The following is a 23,056-nucleotide window of genomic DNA, read 5'->3' as shown; positions in this document are numbered from 1 at the left end:
GCCGCGGTGCTCGGTGCACCGCGGCCGGTCCGCTGGTCAGTCGCGGTGGTTGTTCTTGGCGTTGGGGTCCTTGGTGGCCTTGTTGACCGCCGCCTGGGCCCGCTTGATCCACTCCTTGGGCTGGATGCGCTTGGCCATCAGCCCGTTGGACGCGTCCTGGATGTCCAGGTCCATCTGGCTGTACCAGTCCGGGTAGCGGTAGTTGAAGGTGTTGTCACCGGCCGCCTTGAGGGCGTCCACCGCCGACTTGGTGCCCGGCCGCAGCTGCACGCTCGGGTCCACGCCGTCCTTGACGATGGTGAGCGAGTTGGCCTGCTGGGCGAAGAGGGTGGACCACTCGCGGGAGAGCATCGAGCGGACGAACTCCATGCCGCCGGCCTTGTTCGCGGCCTTCTCGGGGACGATGAAGGGCTCGCCGGCGCCGGCCCGGATGGCCTCGAAGGGCAGCTTGCTGCCCGCCAGCACCGGCATGGGCAGGAAGCGCATGTCGAAGTCGGCCGGGGTCTGCTTGAGCTGCTCGTTCTCCAGCCAGGAGCCGCAGGTGATGAAGGCGGCCTTGCCCTGGTTCCAGCGGGTCTGCGACTCGGTGTGGGTCAGGCCGTTGGTGCCCGGCATGAGCAGGCCCTTCTCGACCAGCTCGTAGACGGCCTCGACCGCCTCCAGCGCGACCGCGCTGCCCTCGAAGGCGTTGGGCTCGAGGTTGTCGATCGCCTTCATGGCCTCCAGACCGCCCTTCTTGGCGATCAGGTCCATGATGGCGACGTTGATGTAGTACGGGTACTTGCCCTGGTGGGCGAGGCCGCCGAGGCCGGCCGCCTTGGCCTTGCCGCAGACGTCCATGAACTCGTCCCAGGTCTTCGGCGGCGTCCAGCCCTTCTCCTTGAAGAGCTTGCCGGAGTACCACAGGCCCCAGACCGTGTAGACGTAGTTCACGTAGACGAACTTGCCGCCCAGCATGCCCTGTTCGACGGTGCCGGGGATGAGCATGTCCCGGACCTTCTTGCTCGGGTCGTCCAGCGAGGGGGCGTCCAGGACCGCGGTGAGGTCGGCCAGCTGGCCGCCCTTGTGGAGCACGTCCAGCTTGATCTGCTGGGCGCCGGAGTCGTCGACCACGTCCGGCGGGTTGCCGCCGTTGAAGCGCGGCTGGAGCTTGCCCGCGATCTCCTGGGTGCCCAGGTGCGAGGTCTTCGTGCCCCACTTCTTGTCGAAGGACTGCTCCCACGCCTTGGCGTAGTCGTCGCCGTAGCCGCCCTTGAAGACGACGACGTCGAGCTTGCTGCCCTTGGCCACGCCGAAGGGGTTCTCCTTGGTGGCCTTGGTCGCGGAGTTACCGCCGGCGGGCTTCTCTTCTTCGCCGCCAGAGGCGCACGCGGACAGGAAGCTCATCGTCGGCACGGTGATCAGGCCGAGTGCTGCGGACCGCTTGATCAGGTCGCGGCGGCCGAGGTCCGCGCCGGTGCTGCGCTCGCCGTGGGCGGAGGTGGATCCCATGCTCAAGTCCTCGCCTTCGTCAGATGTGTGAAGGACGCCGGAAAAACCGGGCAGTTGTGAATCTGGGCATCGCCGCAGGTCGCCCGCCGTCCCCCGGTCCGGGGCCGCTCGTACCGCGGTGGCCCGGACGGGCACAGGTATAGTCCACTTCCGCTCGGCTGAGCAAGATCGAGCACAAGTTAGACCCCCGGCTTTTCCGAGTTGAGACCTGTCCGTCACACGGGAATCCCTTCCCCGGAAAAGCGGAAGGACCGTACCCCCCTAACGGGGGATACGGCCCTTTGGTGCCATCAGGCACCCTTATGCCTCATTCACCGGCGCCACCTGGGAGCCGTCCGGGACTAGCCGCGGATGAGGTTGCGCAGCACGTACTGCATGATGCCGCCGTTGCGGTAGTAGTCCGCCTCGCCGGGGGTGTCGATGCGGACGACCGCGTCGAACTCCACACCGGTGTCGGTGGTGACCTTGACCGTGCGCGGGGTGGTGCCGTTGTTCAGCTCCTCCACGCCGGTGAAGGCGAAGGTCTCCTCGCCGGTCAGGCCCAGGGAGGCGGCCGAGGCGCCCTCCGGGAACTGCAGCGGCAGGACGCCCATGCCGATCAGGTTCGAGCGGTGGATGCGCTCGTAGGACTCGGCGATGACGGCCTTGACGCCGAGCAGCGCGGTGCCCTTGGCCGCCCAGTCGCGGGACGAGCCCGAGCCGTACTCCTTGCCCGCCAGGATGACCAGCGGGATGCCGGCGGCCTGGTAGTTCTGCGAGGCGTCGTAGATGAAGGAGACCGGGCCGTCCGCGACGGTGAAGTCGCGGGTGAAGCCGCCCTCGGTGCCCGGCGCGATCTGGTTGCGCAGGCGGATGTTGGCGAAGGTACCGCGGATCATGACCTCGTGGTTGCCGCGGCGGGAACCGTACGAGTTGAAGTCGCGGCGCTCGACGCCGTGCTCGGTGAGGTACTTGCCGGCCGGGGTGTCGGCCTTGATCGCACCGGCCGGGGAGATGTGGTCGGTGGTGACCGAGTCGCCCAGCTTCGCCAGCACGCGGGCGCCGGCGATGTCGGAGACCGGGGTGGTCTCCATGGTCATGCCCTCGAAGTACGGGGGCTTGCGCACGTAGGTGGACTGCGGGTCCCACTCGAAGGTGTTGCCGGTCGGGACCTGGAGCGCCTGCCACTGCGCGTCGCCCGCGAAGACGTCCTGGTAGGACTTGCTGAACATGTCCTCGCCGATGGCGTTGGCGACGACGTCGTTGACCTCGGCCTCGGAGGGCCAGATGTCCTTGAGGAAGACCGGGTTGCCGTCGGTGTCGGTGCCCAGGGCGTCCTTGGTGATGTCCACCTTCATGGAGCCCGCGATGGCGTACGCGACGACCAGCGGCGGGGAGGCCAGGTAGTTCATCTTGACGTCGGGGTTGATCCGGCCCTCGAAGTTGCGGTTGCCGGAGAGCACCGAGGTGACCGCGAGGTCGGCCTCGTTGATCGCCTTCGAGATCTCCTCGTCCAGCGGACCGGAGTTGCCGATGCAGGTGGTGCAGCCGTAGCCGACCAGGTTGAAGCCCAGCTTGTCCAGGTACGGGGTCAGGCCGGCCTTGTCGAAGTAGTCGGTGACGACCTTCGAGCCCGGGGCGAGGGTGGTCTTGACCCAGGGCTTGCGGGTCAGGCCCTTCTCGGCCGCCTTCTTGGCCACGAGCGCCGCGGCGACCATGACGTAGGGGTTCGAGGTGTTGGTGCAGGAGGTGATCGCGGCGACGGTGACGGCGCCGTGGTCGATCTCGAAGGAGGTGCCGTCGGCCAGGGTCACCAGGGTGGGCTTGGTGGGCACACCGTTGGAGGACGCCGGGGCGTCGGACGCCGGGAAGGACTCCTTGCCGGCCTCCTCGTCGTCGCTGACGTAGTTGCGCACGTCCACGGCGAACTGCTCGGCGGCGTTCGCGAGGACGATGCGGTCCTGCGGGCGCTTGGGGCCGGCGATGGACGGGACGACCGTGGAGAGGTCCAGCTCGAGCTTCTCGGAGAAGTCGGGCTCGGCGGCCGGGTCGAGCCAGAGGCCCTGCTCCTTGGCGTACGCCTCGACGAGCGCGACCTGCTGGGCGTCGCGGCCGGTCAGGCGCAGGTAGTTCAGGGTCTCGCCGTCGATCGGGAAGATCGCGGCGGTGGAGCCGAACTCGGGCGACATGTTGCCGATGGTGGCGCGGTTCGCGAGGGAGGTGGCGGCGACGCCCTCACCGTAGAACTCGACGAACTTGCCGACCACGCCGTGCTTGCGCAGCATCTCGGTGATGGTGAGCACCAGGTCGGTGGCGGTGGTGCCGGTGGGCAGCTCGCCGGTCAGCTTGAAGCCGACGACGCGCGGGATCAGCATGGAGACCGGCTGGCCGAGCATCGCGGCCTCGGCCTCGATGCCGCCGACGCCCCAGCCGAGCACACCGAGGCCGTTGACCATGGTGGTGTGGGAGTCGGTGCCGACGAGGGTGTCGGGGTAGGCCTGGCCGTTGCGGACCATGACCGTGCGGGCCAGGTGCTCGATGTTGACCTGGTGGACGATGCCGGTGCCCGGCGGGACGACCTTGAAGTCGTCGAAGGCGGTCTGGCCCCAGCGCAGGAACTGGTAGCGCTCCTTGTTGCGGCCGTACTCCAGCTCGACGTTCTGCGCGAAGGCGTCCTTCGTGCCGAACTTGTCGGCGATGACCGAGTGGTCGATGACCATCTCGGCGGGCGAGAGCGGGTTGATCTTCGCCGGGTCGCCGCCCAGGGCCTTGACGGCCTCACGCATGGTGGCGAGGTCGACGACGCAGGGCACACCGGTGAAGTCCTGCATGATCACGCGGGCCGGCGTGAACTGGATCTCCTGGCTCGGCTGGGCCTGCGAGTCCCAGTTGCCGAGCGCGCGGATGTGGTCGGCGGTGATGTTCGCGCCGTCCTCGGTGCGGAGCAGGTTCTCCAGCAGCACCTTCAGGCTGTAGGGCAGGCGGGCGGAGCCCTCCACCTTGTCCAGCTTGAAGATCTCGTACGACTCGTCGCCCACCTTCAGGGTGGTGCGGGCGTCGAAGCTGTTCGCCGACACGACAGTCTCCTTCATGCATGAATTCGCGCGTTCTACCGCAATCCTGCCGCGTGGCACTCTGGCCAACCCGCTAAGGTAGGGCTAAGTTAGGTAACCCTTACCTGGGGCGCGGCTGCGGTACGCCTTCGGCAGATATCTCGATGTCGAGATAACTCTAGTGCATTGCCGCGCCGAGGTCATGCACGGCAGGGGCGACATCGTCATGTGACCTCCGACATCGTGGCGCCCACCTGCGACGTCGCGCCCGCGGGCCGGTGCGCCCCGGACCGGTCAGGGCCGCGAGGAGGCGCGGACCAGCAGGCCGGCCGCCACCGTGCGCCCGCCGGGCAGCTCCGGGGCCGGCGGCGCCGGGGACGCGACCAGGTCGGCCAGCGCCCCCACCGCCGCCTCCGCCAGCACCTCCGGGTGGAAGGTCACCGTGCTCACCGGCGGATCGTGCTGCGCGTAGGAGGGGTCCTCGCTGGCGCACACCAGCAGCAGGTCCCCCGGCACCCGCAGGCCGTGCCGGGCCGCGGCCGCCAGGACCTGGGCGCCGCCGGGGTCGTAGACCGCGTAGACCGCGTCGACCGGCTCCGCGCCGGCCGCGGCCCGCGGGCCCGCCGCGAAGTACCCGTCGAAGGCGTGGCCCACCGTGTCGATCGGGTTGAAGGGGACGACCAGCGGGACCGCGCCGCGCTCGGCGCACCAGGCCCGGTAGGCCCCGGTGACCTCCTGCGTGTAGGACTCGCCCCCGTACCCGGCCTGCAGGGCGATCCGGCGGGCGCCGGCCGCGGCGAGGTGGTCCAGCACCTCCCGGGTGGTCGCGGCGTGGTCGTTGTCCACCCAGACGTCCCCGGGCCGCGGCACGGCGGGCTTGCCGTCGAAGACCACCGGCACGCCCCGGGCCCGCAGCGCCCGCAGCACGGTGTCGCCCTCGGGGCTGTCCAGCAGCAGCATCCCGTCCACCGCCAGGGTGTGCCACAGCGGCTCGGCCCCGCGCGCGGCCGGCAGCGTGGTCAGGGCGTACCCGCGGGCGTGCGCGGCGGAGGTGGCCGCGGTGACCCACCGCTTGTAGTAGGCGATCTCGACGAAGTCCCAGGCGTGCCCGGCGAAGGTGGTGACGGCCAGGCCCAGGGTGCGGGTGCGCGGCGCCCGGGGCGGTCCGTAGCCCAGCACGGCCGCGACCTCGCGGACCCGGCGGCGGGTGGCGTCCGCCAGCCGGCCGGTGCCGTTCAGGGCGTGCGAGACCGTCGCGGTGGACACCTCTGCGGCGCGCGCGATGTCGGCGATGGTGGGGCCGGGACCTGACACGCGGCTCATCGTACGGACCGGGCCCGGCTGCGGAATCCGTCGTGGGGCGAGGCTTTTGGTTAAGGCGTTAATCACAGAGTGTCCCGGCCACAGCCCAACGATTTGGAGTGGTCATGACTGCCTCGACTCCCCCGGGCGCCGGCTCCGCCGCCGGCGCACCGGACGCCTCCGCCGCCCTCTCCCGCCGGGGGCTGCTCGCCGCCGCCGGGGCGGCCGGTGCGGCCGGCCTGCTCGGCGGCGGGCACCGCGTCGGTGATCATCCACAACGCCCGGGTCTTCACCGGCCGCGCCGGCGACCGGATCGCGGAGGCGGTGGCGGTGGGCCGGGACGGCCGGATCCTGGCCGTCGGCGCCGACCGCGCCCTGCGCCGGCTGATCGGCCGGGACACCGAGGTGGTCAACGCCCGCGGCGGGACCGTGATGAGCGGGGTGCACGACGGGCACGTGCACCCGCTCGGCGCCGGCAAGCGCTCGCTGCGGCCCTCCCTGGCGGGCGCCGAGACGACCGTGCCGGAGCTGCTGGAGATCCTGACCGGCTTCCTGGCCGACACCGGGGGCGCGGGGGCCGAGCCGGACGGCTGGCTGGTGGTGGAGGACTGGAACCCGGTGGGCCTGCTGCCCCAGGGCACCGAGACCCACCACTCGATCCTGGACCGGCTGGCCACCCGGCGGCCGATCGCGCTGGTGGGCGGCGACGGCCACAACCTGTGGGCCAACCAGCGCGCGCTGGACATCGCGGGCATCACCGCCTCGACCCCGGACCCGGTCGGCGGCGAGGTCGTCAAGGGCTCCGACGGCCGCCCCACCGGTCTGCTCAAGGACGACGCGCAGGACCTGATGACCCGGCACCTGCCCCAGCCGACCAAGGCGGCGGTGGTGGCCGCCTGCGCCCAGGTGCTGGCCACCGCGGCGGCGGCGGGCGTGACCACGATGATGGACGCCTGGGCCGGCCGGGAGGAGCTGGAGCTCTACAAGGCGCTGTCGGCGGGCGGGAAGCTGCCGCAGCGGATCGTCCCGGCGATCCGGGTGGACGCCACCCAGGCCAAGGACCCGGCGGCGGCGCTGGCCTTCGCCAAGGGGCTGCGCTCGGAGTTCGCCGGGGTGCGGGGGCTGCGGTTCGGGACGATCAAGGTCTTCCTGGACGGGGTCATCGAGTACCCGGCGCAGACCGCGGCGCTCCTGGAGCCCTACCTGGACGGGCACGGACATCCCACCAAGAACCGGGGCGAACTCTACGTATCGGCGCGGGACTACGGACGGCTGACCGCGGCCTTCAACACGGCCGGCTGGCAGATGCACGCGCACGGCCTGGGCGACCGGGCGGCCCGCACCGCCCTGGACGGCTACGCGCACGCGCTGCGCGCCACCGGCCTGCGGGACATGCGCAACACGATCGCGCACCTGCAGATCGTGGACCCGGCCGACCTGCCGCGCTTCGCGCAACTGGGCGTGGCCGCCTGCATGCAGCTCCAGTGGGCCGCGCAGGACACCTGGACCATGGACGCGCTGCTGCCCTACATCGGCAAGCGGCGGCACCGCTGGATGTACCCGGCGCGGAGCCTGGAGAAGGCCGGCGCGCGGCTGACCGGCGGCTCGGACTGGCCGGTGGACGCCCTCCAGACGTGGAACCAGATCCGTACCGCGATCGACCGCCAGGGCGCGGAGGGCGACGGGCCGCTCTACCGCGAGCTGGAGGGCCTGAGCCGGACCTCGTCCCTGCGCATGCACACCGCGGGCACCGCCTGGCAGCTCCACCAGGACCACCTGACCGGCACCGTCGAGCGGGGCAAGGCGGCCGATCTGGTGCTGCTGGACCGCGATGTGACGCGCTGCCCGGTCAAGGACATCAGCGACACGAAGGTCGACCTCACGCTGATTCGGGGCAAAGCGGTGCATGATGGGCATTCCGCTACGGGACGGGCCGCTGCCGCGCGCCTGGCCCGGGCGGCCGCGGCGCCGCGCCCGGCGTCCTACGCGTCGGTGCACGGCGGGCGCCACCACGCCTGTGGCTGCGGGAGCTGACGGACCGGCAGCCCCTCCGGGCATCCGGTCGGCGGCCCGGCAGCGCCCTGACGGGCCGCCACCACCCGGATGCCACACCCAGCGCGAGCGTCATCTCATATCTGAGATACGGTGCAGCCATGGCAGACGACTACCTCGTACGCATCGGCAAGCTCATCCGTGACGCCCGGCAGCACCGTGGCTGGACGCAGAGTCAGCTCGCCGATGCGCTCGGCACCAGCCAGAGCGCCGTCAACCGCATCGAGCGCGGCAACCAGAACATCAGCCTTGAGATGATCGCCCGGATCGGCGAGGCGCTCGACAGCGAAATCGTCTCGCTCGGGTACGCCGGTCCGATGCACCTGCGCGTCGTCGGCCGACGCCGGCTCTCCGGCGCCATCGACGTCAAGACCAGCAAGAACGCCTGCGTCGCGCTGCTGTGCGCCTCGCTGCTCAACAAGGGCCGCACGGTCCTGCGCCGGGTCGCCCGCATCGAGGAGGTCTACCGGCTCCTCGAGGTGCTGAACTCCATCGGCGTCCGCAGCCGCTGGATCAACGACGGCGTCGACCTCGAACTCGTCCCGCCGGCCAAGCTCGACATGGACGCGATGGACGCGGACGCGGCCCGCCGCACCCGCAGCATCATCATGTTCCTCGGCCCGCTGCTGCACCGGATGGACCGCTTCCGGCTGCCGTACGCCGGCGGGTGCGACCTCGGCACCCGCACCATCGAGCCGCACATGATCGCGCTGCGCCGGTTCGGCCTGGACATCACGGCCACCGAGGGCATCTACCACGCGGAGGTCGAGGCCGGGGTCTCCCCCGAGCGCCCGATCGTCCTGACCGAGCGCGGCGACACCGTCACCGAGAACGCCCTGCTGGCCGCGGCCCGGCACGACGGCGTGACCGTGATCCGCAACGCCTCCTCCAACTACATGGTCCAGGACCTGTGCTTCTTCCTGGAGGCCCTGGGCGTCCAGGTGGAGGGCATCGGCACCACCACGCTCACCGTCCACGGCGTGCCGAACATCGACGTGGACGTGGACTACTCCCCCTCCGAGGACCCGGTCGAGGCGATGAGCCTGCTGGCCGCGGCGGTGGTGACGGAGTCCGAGCTGACGATCCGCCGGGTGCCGATCGAGTTCATGGAGATCGAGCTGGCCGTCCTGGAGGAGATGGGCCTGGACCACGACCGCTCGACGGAGTACACGGCCGACAACGGCCGCACCCGCCTGGTCGACCTCACGGTCCGCCCGTCCAAGCTCGAAGCCCCGATCGACAAGATCCACCCGATGCCGTTCCCGGGGCTGAACATCGACAACGTCCCCTTCTTCGCGGCCATCGCCGCGGTGGCCCAGGGCCAGACCCTGATCCACGACTGGGTCTACGACAACCGCGCCATCTACCTCACGGACCTCAACCGCCTCGGCGGCCGGCTCCAGCTCCTGGACCCGCACCGCGTCCTGGTCGAGGGCCCCACCCGCTGGCGCGCCGCCGAGATGATGTGCCCCCCGGCCCTGCGCCCCGCCGTCGTCGTCCTCCTCGCCATGATGGCCGCCGAGGGCACCTCCGTCCTGCGCAACGTCTACGTCATCAACCGCGGCTACGAAGAACTCGCCGAACGCCTCAACTCGGTAGGCGCCCAGATCGAGATCTTCCGGGACATCTAGCCGTCCTGTCCCACGCCGGAGCCCCCGCCCTGTGGTGGGGGCTCCGGCGTTTTCGGGTCAGGGGGTCAGTTCGCGGAGGAGGAAGGCGCGTTCCATCGTGGTGATGCGTTCGTTCGCGCCGTCGGGGGTCATGTGGGTGAGGCCGGGGAGGGTCAGGAGCTGGTGGGGGCGGCCGGCGTCGGTGAGGGCGCGGGACAGGCGCAGGGTGTGGGAGGGGTGGACGTTGTCGTCGGCCAGGCCGTGGATGAGGAGGAGCGGGCGGGTGAGGTTCGGGGCGTCGCCGATCAGGCAGTCGCGCTCGTAGACCTCCGGGTGGTCCTGGGGCAGGCCCAGGTACCGCTCCGTGTAGGCCGTGTCGTAGTGCCGGAAGTCGGTGGGCGCGGCGCCGGCCACCGCCGCGTGGAAGACGTCCGGGCGGCGCAGCACCGCCATGGCGGCCAGGTAGCCGCCGTACGACCAGCCGCGTACGCCCACCCGGCCGAGGTCGAGGTCGGCCTCCCGCAGGGCCAGTGCCTGGAGGGCGTCGACCTGGTCCTCGAGGGTCACGTCCGAGAAGCCGCGGTACATGGCGTGGGTGAAGGCGGGTGAGACGTGGGGGGTGCCCCGGTTGTCGGTGGTGACCACCGCGAAGCCCTGGTCGGCCCACCACTGGCGGGCCTGCCAGCGGCGCGGTTCGGCGGCGACGGCCTGGTAGCCGGGGCCGCCGTACACGTCGAGCAGGACCGGCAGCCGCCGGCCGGTGACGTGCCCGCGGGGGTAGACCACGGCCGTGGGGAGCCCCCGCTCGGTGACCCTGGCCAGCCGCGGCCGGACCCGGTAGGGCAGCGGCTCGGACAGGTCGCGCGGGGTGAACTCCCGCCCGTCGGCGGTCCGCAGCACCCGCACCACCCCGTCCGGGCCGGCCCCGGTCAGCAGCAGGGCGCCCGCGGCTGCGAGCACGGAGTGCACCCCGGGCCCGTCGGCCAGCGGGCGCAGCGCGCCGGTGGCCGGGTCGAGCAGGAGCACCTGCTGCTCGGCGGGGTCGCGGGTACCGGCCTCCAGCAGCAGGGCGCCCTCGTGTTCGCCCGCCACCCGGCGGACCTGGACCCCCTCGCCGGTGAGCGGCCGGCCGTCCAGGGCCAGCCCGCGGGCGCCGCCGTCCGCGGTGTCGGCGGCGGTCAGCAGGCCGCCGCCGGCCAGCCGGGCCGGGGTGCCGGGGAGCTGGTCCACCCACTGGGGGTGGGTGGTGCGGGACAGCTCGCGGGTCTGCCCGGTGGCCGGGTCGGCGCTGAGCAGCAGGACCGTCTGCTGGAGCCGGTCCTGGACGGTCAGCAGGATCTCGTCGGAGCACTCCCAGCCCGCCTCGGAGACGTACGGGAACTCCTGCGCGTCCCACGCGAGGCGCACCCGGCGCCCGTCCGGCCCGAACACCCACAGCTGGACGTCCGCGTTGGGTCCGCCGGCCTGCGGGTAGGCGAAGTCCTCGGGCGCCCGCTCGGGGTGGGCGGGGTCGGCGAACCAGCGGCGCTCCAGCGCGCCCTCGGCGACCCGGGCGGCCAGCAGGGTCACGCCGTCGGGGGACCACCAGTGGCCCCGGGAGCGGCCCAGCTCCTCGGCGGCGGCGAACTCGGCCACGCCCCAGCGGGCCCCGTCCGCCGGGGAGACCCGGCCGCCGGGGGTGGTGTACAGCGCGTCCTGGACGACGTACGCGACCCGGGAGCCGTCGGCGTTGGGGCGGGGGTCGAAGACCGGGCCGGCGGTGGGCAGTTCCTTGGGCCCGGCGCCGTCGGCGGAGGCCTGGAAGAGCCGGCCGTACAGGGCGAAGACGGCACCGGCGCCGTCGCCGGTCAGGGCGTAGGAGCCGATGCCCGGCGCCCACAGCCGGATCCGCTCGCGCAGCCGCCGCTCGAGCACCGGGAGTTCGCGGGGGTCCGGGACCAGCAGCGCCGGGTCGGCGAGCAGCCGCTCGGCGCCGTCGGCGGTGTCGAGCACCCACAGGCTCTCGACCGGGTCGGCCGGTCCCGAGGAGCGCAGGAAGTAGAGCAGCCGGCCGTCCGAGCCGAAGGCGGCGGCGCGGGGGGCGCCGTAGGCGAAGCGGCCGGTGCGGGCGGAGAGCCGGAGATAGGAGTCCATGGTATGACAGTGTGACATGTGAAATTACACAGACCCAGCCTCGTGCGCCCCGGTCCCGTGCGTCCGCGCAGTATCCCCGAGTGGTGACCCCCGCGCACGGGGCATACCGTCGAAAGGGTGGAACCGAGTGCCCTGCCGACCACCACCGGGACCGATGGCAAGGTCCGCGGAGACGGGAACGGGCTCGCCCTGTTCGTCATCGCCTCCTGCCAGCTGATGATCGTTCTCGACATCACGATCGTGAACATCGCGCTGCCGCACATCCAGAGCGCGCTGAACTTCTCCACCACGAGCCTGTCCTGGGTGGTGAACGCCTACACCCTGACGTTCGGCGGCCTGCTGCTCCTCGGCGGCCGGACCGGCGACATCCTCGGGCGCCGGCGCGTCTTCATGTTCGGCGTGCTGCTCTTCGGGCTCGCCTCGCTGCTCGGCGGACTCGCCCAGACCTCCGGCCAACTCCTCGCCGCACGCGCCCTCCAGGGCGTCGGCGGCGCGATCGCCTCGCCGACCTCGCTGGCCCTGATCACCACCACCTTCGCCGAAGGACCAGCCCGCAACCGGGCCTTCGGCGTCTTCGCCGGCGTCTCGGCCGGCGGCGGCGCCATCGGCCTGCTGCTCGGCGGCATCCTCGTCGAATGGCTCAACTGGCGGTGGATCTTCTTCGTCAACGTCCCCATCGCGCTGCTGATCGCCTTCGCCACGCCCCGGGTCATCAAGGAGTCCGAACGCCACCCCGGCCACTTCGACTTCACCGGCGCCATCGCGGCCACGGTGGGCATGGTCGCCCTGGTCTACGGCTTCATCAGAGCCGCCCAGGAGGGCTGGCGCGATCCCCTCACCCTCGGCTCCTTCGGGGTCGCGGTGGTGCTGCTGACCGCCTTCGTCATCATCGAGCGGCGCTCCGCCCAGCCCATCACCCCGCTGCACATGTTCGCGGACCGCAACCGGGCCGGCACCTACGCCATGATGCTCTTCCTGGCCTGCGCGATCTTCGGCATGTTCTTCTTCCTGACCCTCTTCGTGCAGAACGTCCTGGACTTCAGCCCGCTCCGGGCCGGCCTGGCCTTCCTGCCGATCAGCGCGGTCATCGCGGTGGGCGCCGGCTTCACCTCGCAGCTGCTGCCCCGGTTCGGGCCCAAACCCTTCATGGTGGCCGGCGCCCTCTTCTCCGCCGCCGGCCTGGCCTGGCTGACCCTGACCGACATCCACTCCACGTACCTGGGCAGCATCCTGGGACCGATGCTCGTCTTCGGCCTCGGCATGGGCCTGCAGTTCGTCTCGCTGACCCTGATGGCACTGTCCCGGGTGCCCGACCGCGAGTCCGGCGCCGCCTCCGGCCTGCTCAACGCGATGCAGCAGGTGGGCGGTTCGCTGGGCCTGTCCATCCTGGTCACCGTCTTCGGCACGGCCAGCCGCAACGAGGCCCGCGAGGTCGTCCCTCAGTTCATGGTCCAGTCGGGTCCGGCCGAGAAGCTGTTCTTCCGGCGCACCGGCCAGCTCCCCGATCCCTGGGGCGACCAGGTCCTCACCTACGGCGTCACCCGCTCCTTCATCGCCGCCGCGGCCTTCGCGATCCTGGGCGCCCTGGTCGCCTTCTTCGTCATCCAGGTGCGCCCCGACGACATCGAACGCCTCAAGGGCGACCACGGCCCGATGCCCGGAGCCTGAGCCGGCGGCCCGGGACAGGGCGAAGGGGCCCGGAGCGCTCACCCGCGCTCCGGGCCCCTCCTCGTTCCCGGGGTCCCCGCTCAGTCCCCCGGGAAGTGACAGGCCACCTCGCGGCGCTCGCCGGGGGCGGCGATGCGCAGCAGGGGGCGTTCGGTGCGGCAGACCTCCTGCGCCTTGGGGCAGCGCGGGTGGAAGGTGCAGCCCGGCGGCGGCGAGGCCGGGCTCGGCGGGTCGCCGAGCAGGGTGATCCGCTCCCGCCGCCGCTCGGCCGCCGGGTCCGGCAGCGGTACGGCGGACAGCAGCGCCCGGGTGTAGGGGTGCTGCGGGTCCTCGTACAGGGAGCGCTTGTCGCCGATCTCGACGATCCGGCCCAGGTACATGACGGCCACCCGGTCGCTGACCTTCTTGACCACCGAGAGGTCGTGCGCGATGAAGACGTACGCCAGCCCCAGCTCCCGGCGCAGCCGCTCCATCAGGTTGACGATCTGCGCCTGGACGGAGACGTCGAGCGCGGAGACCGGCTCATCGGCGATGACCAGCCGCGGGTCGGTGGCCAGCGAGCGGGCGATGCCGATGCGCTGGGCCTGGCCGCCGGAGAACTCGTGCGGGTAGCGGTCGATGTGCTCGGGGATGAGGCCGACCAGTTCCATCAGCTCCGCGGCGCGGCGGCGGGCGTCGGCCGCGCTGCTGCCCTGGACCAGCAGCGGGTCGGAGATGATCCGGGCGACCGTCTGGCGCGGGTTGAGCGAGGAGTGCGGGTCCTGGAAGACCATCTGGAGCCGGGTCCGCAGCGGGCGCAGCGCCCCCTGCGAGAGGTGGGTGATGTCCGTGCCCTCGAAGGAGATGCTGCCCCCGGTGGGCTCCAGCAGCCGCACCAGCATCCGGCCGGTGGTGGACTTGCCGCAGCCCGACTCGCCCACCAGGCCCAGGGTCTCGCCGGGCGAGAGGTCGAAGCCGACCCCGTCCACGGCGCGGATCGGGGAGCCGCGGCGGCCGGTGGCGCTGCGCCGGCCCGGGAAGGTCATCGTGAGGTCGCGGACGGACAGCAGCGGGGCGGCGCCGGCCGCGGCGCCGTCCGGGGCCGCGCCGTCGGCGGGTGCGGTCAGGGGTCCGGCGGTCATCGGGCCACCTCCTGGGCGGGGACGGCGCCGACCAGGTGGCAGGCCGCCAGCCGGGCGGCGTCGCCGTACGGGATGAGGGCCGGGCGCTCCTCGGCGCACCGCGCCCGCTGGTCCGCCGGGGCGGCCGCGGCCCGCGCGCAGCGGGGCTCGAAGGCGCAGCCGGGGGCGGGGGCGAGCAGCGAGGGCGGGGAGCCGGGGATGGCCCGCAGCGGGGCGTCGTCCTCGTCGTCCAGCCGGGGCAGCGACTCCAGCAGGCCCCGGGTGTAGGGGTGCGCGGGGTCGGCGAACAGCTCGTCCACGGTGGCCTGTTCGGCGGCCCGGCCGCCGTACATCACCAGCACGTCGTGGGCGACCCGGGCCACCACCCCCAGATCGTGGGTGATCATGATGACGCCGAGCCCCCGCTCCTGCTGGAGGCGGGCGATCAGTTCGAGGATCTGCGCCTGGACGGTGACGTCCAGGGCGGTGGTCGGCTCGTCGGCGATCAGCAGGTCCGGCTCGCAGGCCAGCGCCATCGCGATCATGGCGCGCTGGCGCATGCCGCCGGAGAACTGGTGCGGGTACTCCCCCGCCCGGCGGGCCGGTTCGGGGATGCCGACCTCGCCGAGCATGTCCACCGCGCGCTTGCGGGCGGCCGCCCGGGAGGCCCGGAAGTGCACCCGGAAGTGCTCGGCGATCTGCTCGCCGACGGTGTAGTACGGGTGCAGGCTGGAGAGCGGGTCCTGGAAGATCATGGCCATCCGGCGCCCGCGGAGGGTGGCCAGCTCCTTCTCCGGCATTCCGGTCAGCTCCCGGCCGTCGAAGGCGATGGAGCCGGTGACCTCGGCGCCGCGGTGCAGTCCCATGACGGCCAGCGAGGTGACGGACTTGCCGGAGCCGGACTCGCCGACGATGCCCAGGGTGCGGCCGGGCTCGACGGTGAAGCCGAGCGAGTCCACGGCCCGCACCGGGCCCCGGGGGGTGCTGAACGTGACGTGCAGGTCGCGCACTTCGAGCAGGGGCGCCATCAGTACCTCACCCTCGGGTCGACGACGGCGTACAGGAGGTCGACGACGAGATTGGCGACGACGATGAAGAAGGCGGCGAGCAAGGTGACGCCGAGGACCACCGGCTGGTCCGCGCTGACCAGCGCGCCGTAGAACAGCCGCCCGATGCCGGGGAGTCCGAAGATGGACTCGGTGATCACGGCGCCGGCCAGCAGCCCGCCCAGGTCCATGCCGAAGATGGTCAGGATGGGCGTCATCCCCGAGCGCAGGCCGTGCTTGAGGACGACGGCGCGCTCGGGCATGCCCTTGGCGCGGGCGGTGCGGATGTACGGCTCCGCCATCGCCTCGATCATCGAACCCCGGCTCTGGCGGGCGTACATGGCCGCGTAGAGCAGGGCGAGCGCGATCCAGGGCAGCAGCAGGTTGGAGGCCCAGCCCGCCGGGTCGTCCGTGAAGGCGTGGTAGCTCGGGTAGGGCAGCAGGCCGGCGATCCGGATCACCCCGTAGATCAGCATCACGGAGGTGAAGTACACCGGCAGCGAGGCCGCGGCGACCGCGCCGACCATCAGCGCCCGGTCGGTGAGGGTGTCCTTGCGCAGGGCGGCGGTGACGCCCGCGCCCAGGCCCAGCACCAGCCACAGGGCGGCGGCGCCGACGGCGAGGGAGGCCGAGACCGGCAGCCGGTCCATCAGCAGGTCCCAGACCGGCAGGGAGTTCTCGTAGCTGTAGCCCAGGCACGGGAAGTCGCAGGAGACCGCGAACTGGCCGGTGCCCAGGGTGCGGCCGGTGAAGATGCCGGTCACGAAGTGGGTGAACTGCTCCCACAGGGGCTGGTCCAGTCCCAGGTACTCGCGGACCGACTGGAGCCGTTCGGGGCTGCAGGTCTTGCCGCAGGCCGCGGCGGCCGGGTCGGAGGGCAGCACGTAGAAGATGACGAAGGTGACGGCCGCGATGGCCAGCAGCACCCCGACGACCCCGACGAGTCTGCGCAGCAGGTAGAGGATCACGTACGGCCGCCCCTCGGGTCGAGGATGTCGCGCAGGGCGTCACCGAGCAGGGTGAACGCGAGCACCGCGAGGAAGAGGAAGACGCTGGGGATGACGAAGTACATGGGGTCGGTCTCGTAGTACGCGACGGACTCCGCGATCATCTGGCCCCAGGACGGGGTGGGCGGGCGGACGCCCACGCCGAGGTAGCTGAGCGCGGCCTCGGTGCTGATCATCCCGGGGATGAGCAGCGTGGTGTACGCGATGACCGGCCCGGAGACCCCGGGCAGGATGTCGCGGGTCAGGATCCGCCAGGGCGGCGAGCCGCTGACGCGGGCGGCGTCGACGTACTCGCGGTGCTTGAGGGAGAGGGTCTGGCCGCGCACCACGCGGGCCACGCCGGGCCAGCCGAAGAGGCCGATGACGGAGGTCATCAGGACGATCCGGTTGACGTCCTTGGCGACGGACAGCATCGCGATCATGAAGATCAGCGAGGGGAAGGACATGGTCAGGTCCATCAGGCGGGAGAGCACCGCGTCGGTGCGGCCGCCGAAGTAGCCGGCGGCGATCCCGGCGGCGGTGCCGACCAGGACCACGATGAAGGTGGCGGTGAAGGCGATCAGGAGGGAGACCTGGGCGCCGTTCACCACGCGGGCGAACAGGTCGCGGCCGGTGACGGGTTCGACCCCGAGCCAGTGCTCGGGGCTGATCCCGCCGAAGGAGCCGAGCGGCAGGCCTCCGAGGTACGGGTCGATGGCGGACTTGTCGAACTCGTCCGGCGACCAGCCGCCGAGCGCGCCCAGCCAGGGGGCGGCGACGGCCATGAGGACGAAGAGGACGACGACGGCGAGGCTGACGCGGACGGCGGGGCGGCGGCGGAGTTCCCTCCGGGCGAGCTGCCAGGGGCTGCTGCCCGGAGGGACGGCCGCGGCCGGCGCGGTGCCGGGAGCCGGGGCGGTGGCGGTCATGGGTGGGTGGCCTCGGGGTCCGGTGCTCAGCCCTGGCCCTTGGACGCGTCCTTGAGGCCGACCGTCGCGTAGTCGATCTGGCCGACCCAGACGGGGTGGCCGAAGGCGCCCGCGATGTTGGTGCCGATCAGCAGCGGCTTGCGCTCGAGGGTGACCGGGACGGCCGGGGCCTTGGCCATGATCTCGGCGTCGAGGGCGATCCAGGCCTTGTTGGCCGCGGCGGCGTCGGTCATCGCGTTGATCTCGTCGATCCGCTTCATCGTCGCCTCGTCCTTGAACTGGGCGTAGTTGCCGCTGTTGCCCTTGACCTTGATGGTCCGGCCGTCGAAGACGAAGGGCAGGAAGGTCGAGCCGGAGGGGTAGTCCGGGCACCAGCCGGAGAGGGTCATGTCGGGGGCGGTGGTGGTGTCGCCGACCACGTCGTAGAAGGCGCCGGGGTCGACCGCGTCGATGACGGTCTCGACGCCGACCCGGGACAGCGCCTGCTGGATGGCCTCGGCCTTGGTCTTGTCACCGGTGGAGACGGTGAGGGAGACCTTCAGCTTGTCCTTGCCGGCGGCCTTCAGGAGCTCCTTGGCCTTGGCCGGGTCGCCACCGGGGGCGATCTTGAGGGTGTCGGCCTGCTTGCCGCCGGAGAGCGCGGCCGGCAGGTAGGCGGTGGCGATCTCGTTGAAGGCCGGGCCGCCGCCCGCGGTCAGCAGGGAGTCCTTGTCGACGGCGTACTGGAAGGCCTGGCGGACCTTCAGGTCGTTGAAGGGGGCGCGGGAGGTGTTGAGCTGGAGCATGGTGGTGCAGCCCTGGGACTCGGCCAGCAGGCGGGCCTTCACCTCGGGCTTGGGGAGCACCTTCGGGGCGCTCTCGGGGCGCATGTTGGCCCACTCGACGGTGGAGGCGTCGGCGCCGGCGGAGGCGATGATCCGGTCGTCGATCTGGCCGCCCTTGAGGCCCATCACCACGACGAACTTGTCCGGGTAGGCCTTGCGGACCGGGTCGGTGGCCGCGTCCCAGTGCTCGTTGCGGACCAGCACGAGCTTCTTGTCCCGCTCGTAGGACTCGATCTTGTACGGGCCCGAGGAGAAGACCCGGGCGTCGTACTGGGTGCCCGTCTCCTTCGACTGCGGGACCGGCGAGAAGGTCGGCAGCGTGGCGGTGGCCGCGAACTCGGCGACCGGGCGGTTCAGTTCGAAGACGATGGTCCGGTCGTCGGGGGTCTTGATCGAGTCCAGGTGCTTGCCCTTGAGGGGGCCGGTGTAGCCCTTGGTGTTCGCCAGGTAGCGGGCCGCGTAGTCGGGGCCGCCGGTCAAGTCCGGGGAGAAGGAGCGCTCGACGTTGTACTTGACGTCCGCGGCCTTGATGGGCGAGCCGTCCTCGTACTTGAGGCCTTCCTTGAGCTGGAAGGTCCAGGTGCGGCCGCCGTTGGAGGACTTGCCCAGGTCGGTGGCGAGGTCGGGCACCAGCTCGCTGCCGGCGGCACCGGGTTCGGCCTTGAAGGTGACCAGCGTGCGGTAGAGCAGCCGGGTGCCGAAGTCCATGGTCGGCATCACCCAGTTGCGGGCCGGGTCGAGATGGCCGAAGTCCTGGTTGGACAGGACCGTCAGGGTGCCGCCCTTGGCCGGAGTGCCCCCGAGGATCTTGCCGTCGTTGGCGGCGGCCGGGTTGACCGCGCCCTTGCCCGCGGAGCCGGAGGCCTTCTTGTCGGTGTCGGAGCAGCCTGCGGCGCCGAGTGCGACGGCGGCCACCAGGGCGGTGGCGAGGGCGAGTTGGGTGCGCTTGGTCATGGTCACTCCAGGGAAGGGCCGCGCTCTAAGGTGTGACCGGTAACATAGTAATGTGAAATTGTACTGACAAGGGGTGTGCGGGGTCGTTATCCAGCCGTGTCCAAATCCCCCCGGGTACCACGCAGTCAGGCCCCGACCTGGAAGGTCGGGGCCTGGTTCAGCGGTGTGCCGGGAGGTTACGAGGCGCTGCGCGCGTCCCCGAGCCGCCGCTTCTGGCGCGGCTCCACCGGTTCGTCACGGCTCTGCGCCCACAGCGAGCGGACGTGACCGAGGTGCCGCTCCATGAGCGCCTCGGCCGCCGCCGCGTCGCCGGAGAGCATCACGTCGAGGAGTTCGTGGTGCTCCTCCGCGGAGGGCACCAACAGGCCGGCCCGGTCCAGCCCGGTCAGCCCGTACAGGCGGGACCGCTTGCGCAGGTCGCCCACGGTCTCCACCAGGCGTTCGTTGCCCGCGAGCCCGAGCAGCCCGAGGTGGAACCTGCGGTCGGCCTCGAGGTAGCCGATCAGGTCGTGGTTGCGGGCGGTGGTGACGATCTCCTCCGCCACCGGCCGCAGGGCCTCCAGCTGCTCGGCGGTGGCCAGCGCGGTCACCCGGCCGATGGTCGGCACCTCGATCATGGCGCGCAGCTCGGTGTACTGGTCCAGGTCCCGCTCGCTGACCTCGGTCACCCGGAAGCCCTTGTTGCGGACCGGCTCGACCAGGCCCTCGCGGGCCAGGTCGAGCATGGCCTCGCGCACCGGCGTCGCCGAGACGCCGTACTCGGCCGCCAGGCCCGGGGCCGAGTAGACCTGCCCGGGCCGCAGTTCACCCGCTATCAGAGCGGCACGAAGGGCGTGGGCCACCTGATCGCGCAGCCGTTCCTGGGCCGTGATGAGATTGTGCTGCTTCAGGTCACCCATCGCTTTTCCTCCGTGAATAAGCAGAGGAACAGCGTACAATGTCACGTTTCGCTGTTCGCCCTGGCGGCGAGGTACAAGTCCTTCGCCACGGCCAGATCCTCCCAGGCCATCCCGACGCTCTTGAAGACCTGGGGATGCGTATCCCGCCGGCCGCACCGGCCGGACACCAGGTCCGCGAGGGTGCCGGCGACGTGCCCGGGCCCGATGGCCCCCTCCGCCTCCGGGACGAGCAGGTCGCCGGCCTCGCGCAGCGCCGCCGAACGGGCCTCGACGTACACCGCGGCCCGTCTGATCAGCGCCGTGTCCAGTTCCCGGGCGTCCGGCTCGTGCGAGCCCACCGCCACCACCGTCGCGCCCGGCGCCACCAGCTCCCCGTCGAACAGGGGCTCGCGGGCCGTGGTGGCGCAGACGACCAGGTCGGCCCCGGCCACGGCCTCCGGGCCCCCGGCTGCGGCCCGCGGCACCCCCAGCGCCCGGGCGTGCGCGACCAGGGCCGCCACCGCCTCCGGGCGCCGGCCGACGACCGTGAGGTCGGTCAGGTCCCGCAGCGCGAGCGCCGCCTCCAGGTGGCCCCGGGCCTGCGGGCCGGTGCCGAAGAGCACCATCCGCAGCGGCCCCGGCGCCACCAGGTGGCGCAGCGCGAGCGCGGAGACGGCCGGGGTGCGCAGCGCGGTCAGCGCGGCGCCGTCCAGCAGGGCCACCGGGGTCAGCGTCGGACCGTCCAGCAGCAGGTAGCTGCCGGTGATCCGGGGCAGGCCCCGGGCCGGGTTGCCGGGCGCCACCCCGGCGACCTTGACCCCGGCCCAGGAGCCGGTGGCCGCGGGCATCAGCAGCAGCTCGCCGCCGGGGGCGGCCAGGCTGCTGCGGTGCGGGCAGGACTCGGGGTCCAGGCCCGCCCGCAGCACCTCGGCCAGCGCCTCGGCCGCCTCGGCGGGGCCGAGCAGCCCCGCCGTCTGCGCCGCGTCCAGGTGCAGCAGCGGCCCGGTCACAGCAGGAAGCCCGTGCCGAGGCCGTCGTGCGGGTCCAGCACGAAGGTGTGCTCACCGGTGCGGTAGGCCGTGCCGGTCACCTCCGTGACGATGCCCCGCTCCCCCGGCGTCCCGACCGTACGGCCGGTGAAGACCGTGCCGGCCACCGACTCGTGGAGGAGGTCGTCGCCGGGGGCCAGCAGCCCGTCCTCGGCCAGCAGCGCCAGCCGGGCCGAGGTCCCCGAACCGCAGGGCGAGCGGTCGATCTGGCCGTCCGCGAACACGGTGACGTTGCGCTGGTGCGGCCCGAAGGGCGTGTCCGGCATCTCGTCGTACAGGATGACCCCGTAGACCCCGGACAGCAGCGGGCTCTCCGGGTGCCAGGTGGCCGGGTGGGTGGCCAGCGCCGTCCGGATCTCCCGGCCGGCCCGGACCAGCTCCGGCAGGTCCGCGAGGGTCACCTCCAGGCCCAACTGCCGGGCGGGCAGGGCCGCGTAGCAGGCGCCGGCGTGGGCGACGTCCACCTCGGCGACGCCCCGTCCGGTGGCCACCGGCACCTTCCGGGCGGTGACCCTGGCGGGCACGTTCCGGAAGGTGACGCCGGTGGTGCGGCCGGCGGTGCGGTGCACGGTGGCGGTGACCCGGCCCGAGGGCACGTCGATCCGCACCGGCACCGAGCCCTCTTCGGGGGCCGCCACCAGCCCGCTGTCCACGGCCCAGGCGCCCAGCGCCATGGTGCCGTGGCCGCAGGCGGTGGAGAACCCGTCCTTGTGCCAGAAGAGGACGCCCAGGTGGGCACCGTCGTCGTCCGGGGGGACCACGAACCCGCCGTACATCCCGGCGTGTCCGCGCGGCTCCCGGACCAGCAGCCGGCGTACGTCGTCCAGCGGGCCGGGCCGGGGCGCGGTGCCGGAGCCGCCGGCGCCGATGGCGGTGGCGCAGCGCTCGGCGACCGTGTCGCCCGGGACCGGCGGCAGCCCGCCGGTCACGATCCGGAAGGGCTCCCCGGCGGTGTGGTAGTCCGTGGTGCGGACCTCCCGGACCCCGTCCGCCGCGCTCACAGCAGGAATCCGGCGGGGAACGGGTCGGTCGGGTCCAGGAAGTACTGGGCCGTGCCGGTGATCCAGGCCCGTCCGGTGACCGTCGGGACGACGGCCGGCAGGCCGCCGACGGTGGTCTCCTCGACCAGCCGGCCGGTGAACTCCGTGCCGATGAAGGACTCGTTGACGAAGTCCCGGCCGATCGGGAGCGCGCCGCGGGCGTGCAGCTGGGCCATCCGGGCGGAGGTGCCGGTGCCGCACGGGGAGCGGTCGAACCAGCCGGGGTGGATGGCCATGGCGTGCCGCGAGCGCACCGCGTCCGAGCCGGGGGCGGCGAGGTAGACGTGCTTGACCCCGGCGATGGACGGGTTCTCGGGGTGCACCGGGCGCTCCGGCGAGGCGTTGATCGCGGCCATCACGGCCAGTCCCGCCTCGATCAGCTCCTGCTTGCGCTCCCGGTCGAACGGCAGCCCCAGCGCGTCGAGTTCGACGAAGGCGTAGAAGTTTCCGCCGTAGGCCAGGTCGTAGGTGACCGTGCCGAGACCGGGCACCTCGACCTTGCGGTCCAGGCCGACGCAGAAGGAGGCCACGTTGGTGAGGGTGACCGACTTCGCGCGGCCGTCCTCGACCTGGACGTCGACGCTGACCAGTCCGGCCGGGGTGTCGAGGCGGACCGTGGTGACCGGTTCGACGACCGGGACCATGCCGGTCTCGACCAGGACGGTGGCCACCCCGATGGTGCCGTGGCCGCACATCGGCAGCAGGCCGGAGACCTCGATGTAGAGGACCCCGTAGTCGGCGTCGGGCCGGGTGGGCGGCTGGAGGATCGCGCCGCTCATCGCGGCGTGGCCGCGCGGCTCGTACATGAGCAGGGTGCGCAGGTCGTCCAGGTGCTCGATGAAGTGGAGCCGGCGCTCGGCCATGGTGGCGCCGGGGATCACCCCGACGCCGCCGGTGATCACCCGGGTGGGCATGCCCTCGGTGTGGCTGTCGACCGCGTGGTAGACGTTCTTCGTCCGCAT

General features: G+C 72.2%; 16 protein-coding genes. 3 read left to right on the top strand and 13 right to left on the bottom strand.

Features of this window, described 5'->3' with window-relative positions; all coding sequences use genetic code 11:
- Positions 1-36: 36 nt before the first annotated feature.
- The 3 genes from ngcE to AB0O40_RS00765 form a co-directional block, all read right to left on the bottom strand.
- Entirely contained in the window at positions 37-1,491 is a 1,455-nt protein-coding gene (gene ngcE / locus AB0O40_RS00775; protein ID WP_365034183.1) for an N-acetylglucosamine/diacetylchitobiose ABC transporter substrate-binding protein, read from the bottom strand.
- A 341-nt stretch (positions 1,492-1,832) separates the two neighbouring features.
- Positions 1,833-4,547 carry an aconitate hydratase AcnA gene (gene acnA / locus AB0O40_RS00770; protein WP_365034181.1) on the bottom strand — a complete coding sequence of 905 codons (2,715 nt, stop codon included), beginning with the start codon at positions 4,545-4,547 and terminating at the stop codon, positions 1,833-1,835.
- Between the two features lie 270 nt (positions 4,548-4,817).
- Entirely contained in the window at positions 4,818-5,846 is a 1,029-nt protein-coding gene (locus AB0O40_RS00765) for a LacI family DNA-binding transcriptional regulator (RefSeq protein ID WP_365034179.1), read from the bottom strand.
- Between the two features lie 243 nt (positions 5,847-6,089).
- Between AB0O40_RS00765 and AB0O40_RS00760 the strand changes: the two genes are divergently transcribed.
- Complete coding sequence (locus AB0O40_RS00760) at positions 6,090-7,859, top strand: amidohydrolase (RefSeq protein ID WP_365034177.1); 1,770 nt, start codon at positions 6,090-6,092, stop codon at positions 7,857-7,859.
- 119 nt (positions 7,860-7,978) lie between these two features.
- Positions 7,979-9,508, top strand: coding sequence for a UDP-N-acetylglucosamine 1-carboxyvinyltransferase (locus AB0O40_RS00755; protein WP_365034175.1), 1,530 nt, complete (start codon positions 7,979-7,981; stop codon positions 9,506-9,508).
- A gap of 57 nt (positions 9,509-9,565) precedes the next feature.
- Here AB0O40_RS00755 and AB0O40_RS00750 read toward each other — a convergent pair whose 3' ends face one another.
- The gene (locus AB0O40_RS00750; protein WP_365034173.1) at positions 9,566-11,620 is read right to left on the bottom strand and encodes a prolyl oligopeptidase family serine peptidase; all 2,055 of its coding nucleotides are present in this window, start codon (positions 11,618-11,620) and stop codon (positions 9,566-9,568) included.
- A gap of 117 nt (positions 11,621-11,737) precedes the next feature.
- Between AB0O40_RS00750 and AB0O40_RS00745 the strand changes: the two genes are divergently transcribed.
- The gene (locus AB0O40_RS00745) at positions 11,738-13,288 is read left to right on the top strand and encodes an MFS transporter (RefSeq protein ID WP_365034171.1); all 1,551 of its coding nucleotides are present in this window, start codon (positions 11,738-11,740) and stop codon (positions 13,286-13,288) included.
- An 80-nt stretch (positions 13,289-13,368) separates the two neighbouring features.
- Here AB0O40_RS00745 and AB0O40_RS00740 read toward each other — a convergent pair whose 3' ends face one another.
- From AB0O40_RS00740 to AB0O40_RS00700, 9 genes are all read right to left on the bottom strand, one after another.
- Entirely contained in the window at positions 13,369-14,313 is a 945-nt protein-coding gene (locus AB0O40_RS00740; RefSeq protein WP_365034317.1) for an oligopeptide/dipeptide ABC transporter ATP-binding protein, read from the bottom strand.
- A 92-nt stretch (positions 14,314-14,405) separates the two neighbouring features.
- Entirely contained in the window at positions 14,406-15,416 is a 1,011-nt protein-coding gene (locus AB0O40_RS00735; RefSeq protein WP_365034169.1) for an ABC transporter ATP-binding protein, read from the bottom strand.
- Positions 15,416-16,402, bottom strand: a complete 987-nt coding sequence (locus AB0O40_RS00730; protein ID WP_365034167.1) for an ABC transporter permease — start codon at positions 16,400-16,402, stop codon at positions 15,416-15,418. Before AB0O40_RS00730 ends, AB0O40_RS00735 begins: the two co-directional genes overlap by 1 nt.
- A complete protein-coding gene (locus AB0O40_RS00725; RefSeq protein WP_365034165.1) occupies positions 16,399-17,349 on the bottom strand; it encodes an ABC transporter permease in 951 nt (316 codons plus the stop codon). Before AB0O40_RS00725 ends, AB0O40_RS00730 begins: the two co-directional genes overlap by 4 nt.
- Before the next feature lie 26 nt (positions 17,350-17,375).
- Complete coding sequence (locus tag AB0O40_RS00720) at positions 17,376-19,127, bottom strand: ABC transporter substrate-binding protein (protein WP_365034163.1); 1,752 nt, start codon at positions 19,125-19,127, stop codon at positions 17,376-17,378.
- A gap of 176 nt (positions 19,128-19,303) precedes the next feature.
- On the bottom strand, positions 19,304-20,026 hold the full coding sequence (locus AB0O40_RS00715; RefSeq protein ID WP_365034161.1) for a GntR family transcriptional regulator: 723 nt from the start codon (positions 20,024-20,026) through the stop codon (positions 19,304-19,306).
- Between the two features lie 41 nt (positions 20,027-20,067).
- Positions 20,068-21,015 carry an ornithine cyclodeaminase family protein gene (locus AB0O40_RS00710; protein WP_365034159.1) on the bottom strand — a complete coding sequence of 316 codons (948 nt, stop codon included), beginning with the start codon at positions 21,013-21,015 and terminating at the stop codon, positions 20,068-20,070.
- The gene (locus AB0O40_RS00705; protein WP_365034315.1) at positions 21,012-22,064 is read right to left on the bottom strand and encodes a proline racemase family protein; all 1,053 of its coding nucleotides are present in this window, start codon (positions 22,062-22,064) and stop codon (positions 21,012-21,014) included. The genes AB0O40_RS00710 and AB0O40_RS00705 overlap by 4 nt, the downstream gene beginning before the upstream one ends.
- Complete coding sequence (locus AB0O40_RS00700; RefSeq protein WP_365034157.1) at positions 22,052-23,056, bottom strand: proline racemase family protein; 1,005 nt, start codon at positions 23,054-23,056, stop codon at positions 22,052-22,054. The genes AB0O40_RS00705 and AB0O40_RS00700 overlap by 13 nt, the downstream gene beginning before the upstream one ends.

The sequence above is a fragment of the Streptomyces sp. NPDC089919 genome (assembly GCF_040684615.1).
Lineage (GTDB): Bacteria > Actinomycetota > Actinomycetes > Streptomycetales > Streptomycetaceae > Streptomyces.
The sequence above is the reverse complement of the archived record's forward strand: the minus strand, read 5'-3'. Positions and strand labels throughout refer to the sequence as shown.

Excerpts from the sequence above, each read along its gene's own strand:
- AB0O40_RS00700 (WP_365034157.1), bottom strand. The coding sequence starts at position 23,056 with ATGCGGACGAAGAACGTCTACCACGCGGTCGACAGCCACACCGAGGGC.
- AB0O40_RS00720 (WP_365034163.1), bottom strand. The coding sequence starts at position 19,127 with ATGACCAAGCGCACCCAACTCGCCCTCGCCACCGCCCTGGTGGCCGCC.
- AB0O40_RS00750 (WP_365034173.1), bottom strand. The coding sequence starts at position 11,620 with ATGGACTCCTATCTCCGGCTCTCCGCCCGCACCGGCCGCTTCGCCTAC.
- AB0O40_RS00755 (WP_365034175.1), top strand. The coding sequence starts at position 7,979 with ATGGCAGACGACTACCTCGTACGCATCGGCAAGCTCATCCGTGACGCC.
- AB0O40_RS00715 (WP_365034161.1), bottom strand. The coding sequence starts at position 20,026 with ATGGGTGACCTGAAGCAGCACAATCTCATCACGGCCCAGGAACGGCTG.
- AB0O40_RS00740 (WP_365034317.1), bottom strand. The coding sequence starts at position 14,313 with ATGACCTTCCCGGGCCGGCGCAGCGCCACCGGCCGCCGCGGCTCCCCG.
- ngcE (WP_365034183.1), bottom strand. The coding sequence starts at position 1,491 with ATGGGATCCACCTCCGCCCACGGCGAGCGCAGCACCGGCGCGGACCTC.
- AB0O40_RS00725 (WP_365034165.1), bottom strand. The coding sequence starts at position 17,349 with ATGACCGCCACCGCCCCGGCTCCCGGCACCGCGCCGGCCGCGGCCGTC.
- AB0O40_RS00765 (WP_365034179.1), bottom strand. The coding sequence starts at position 5,846 with ATGAGCCGCGTGTCAGGTCCCGGCCCCACCATCGCCGACATCGCGCGC.
- AB0O40_RS00735 (WP_365034169.1), bottom strand. The coding sequence starts at position 15,416 with ATGGCGCCCCTGCTCGAAGTGCGCGACCTGCACGTCACGTTCAGCACC.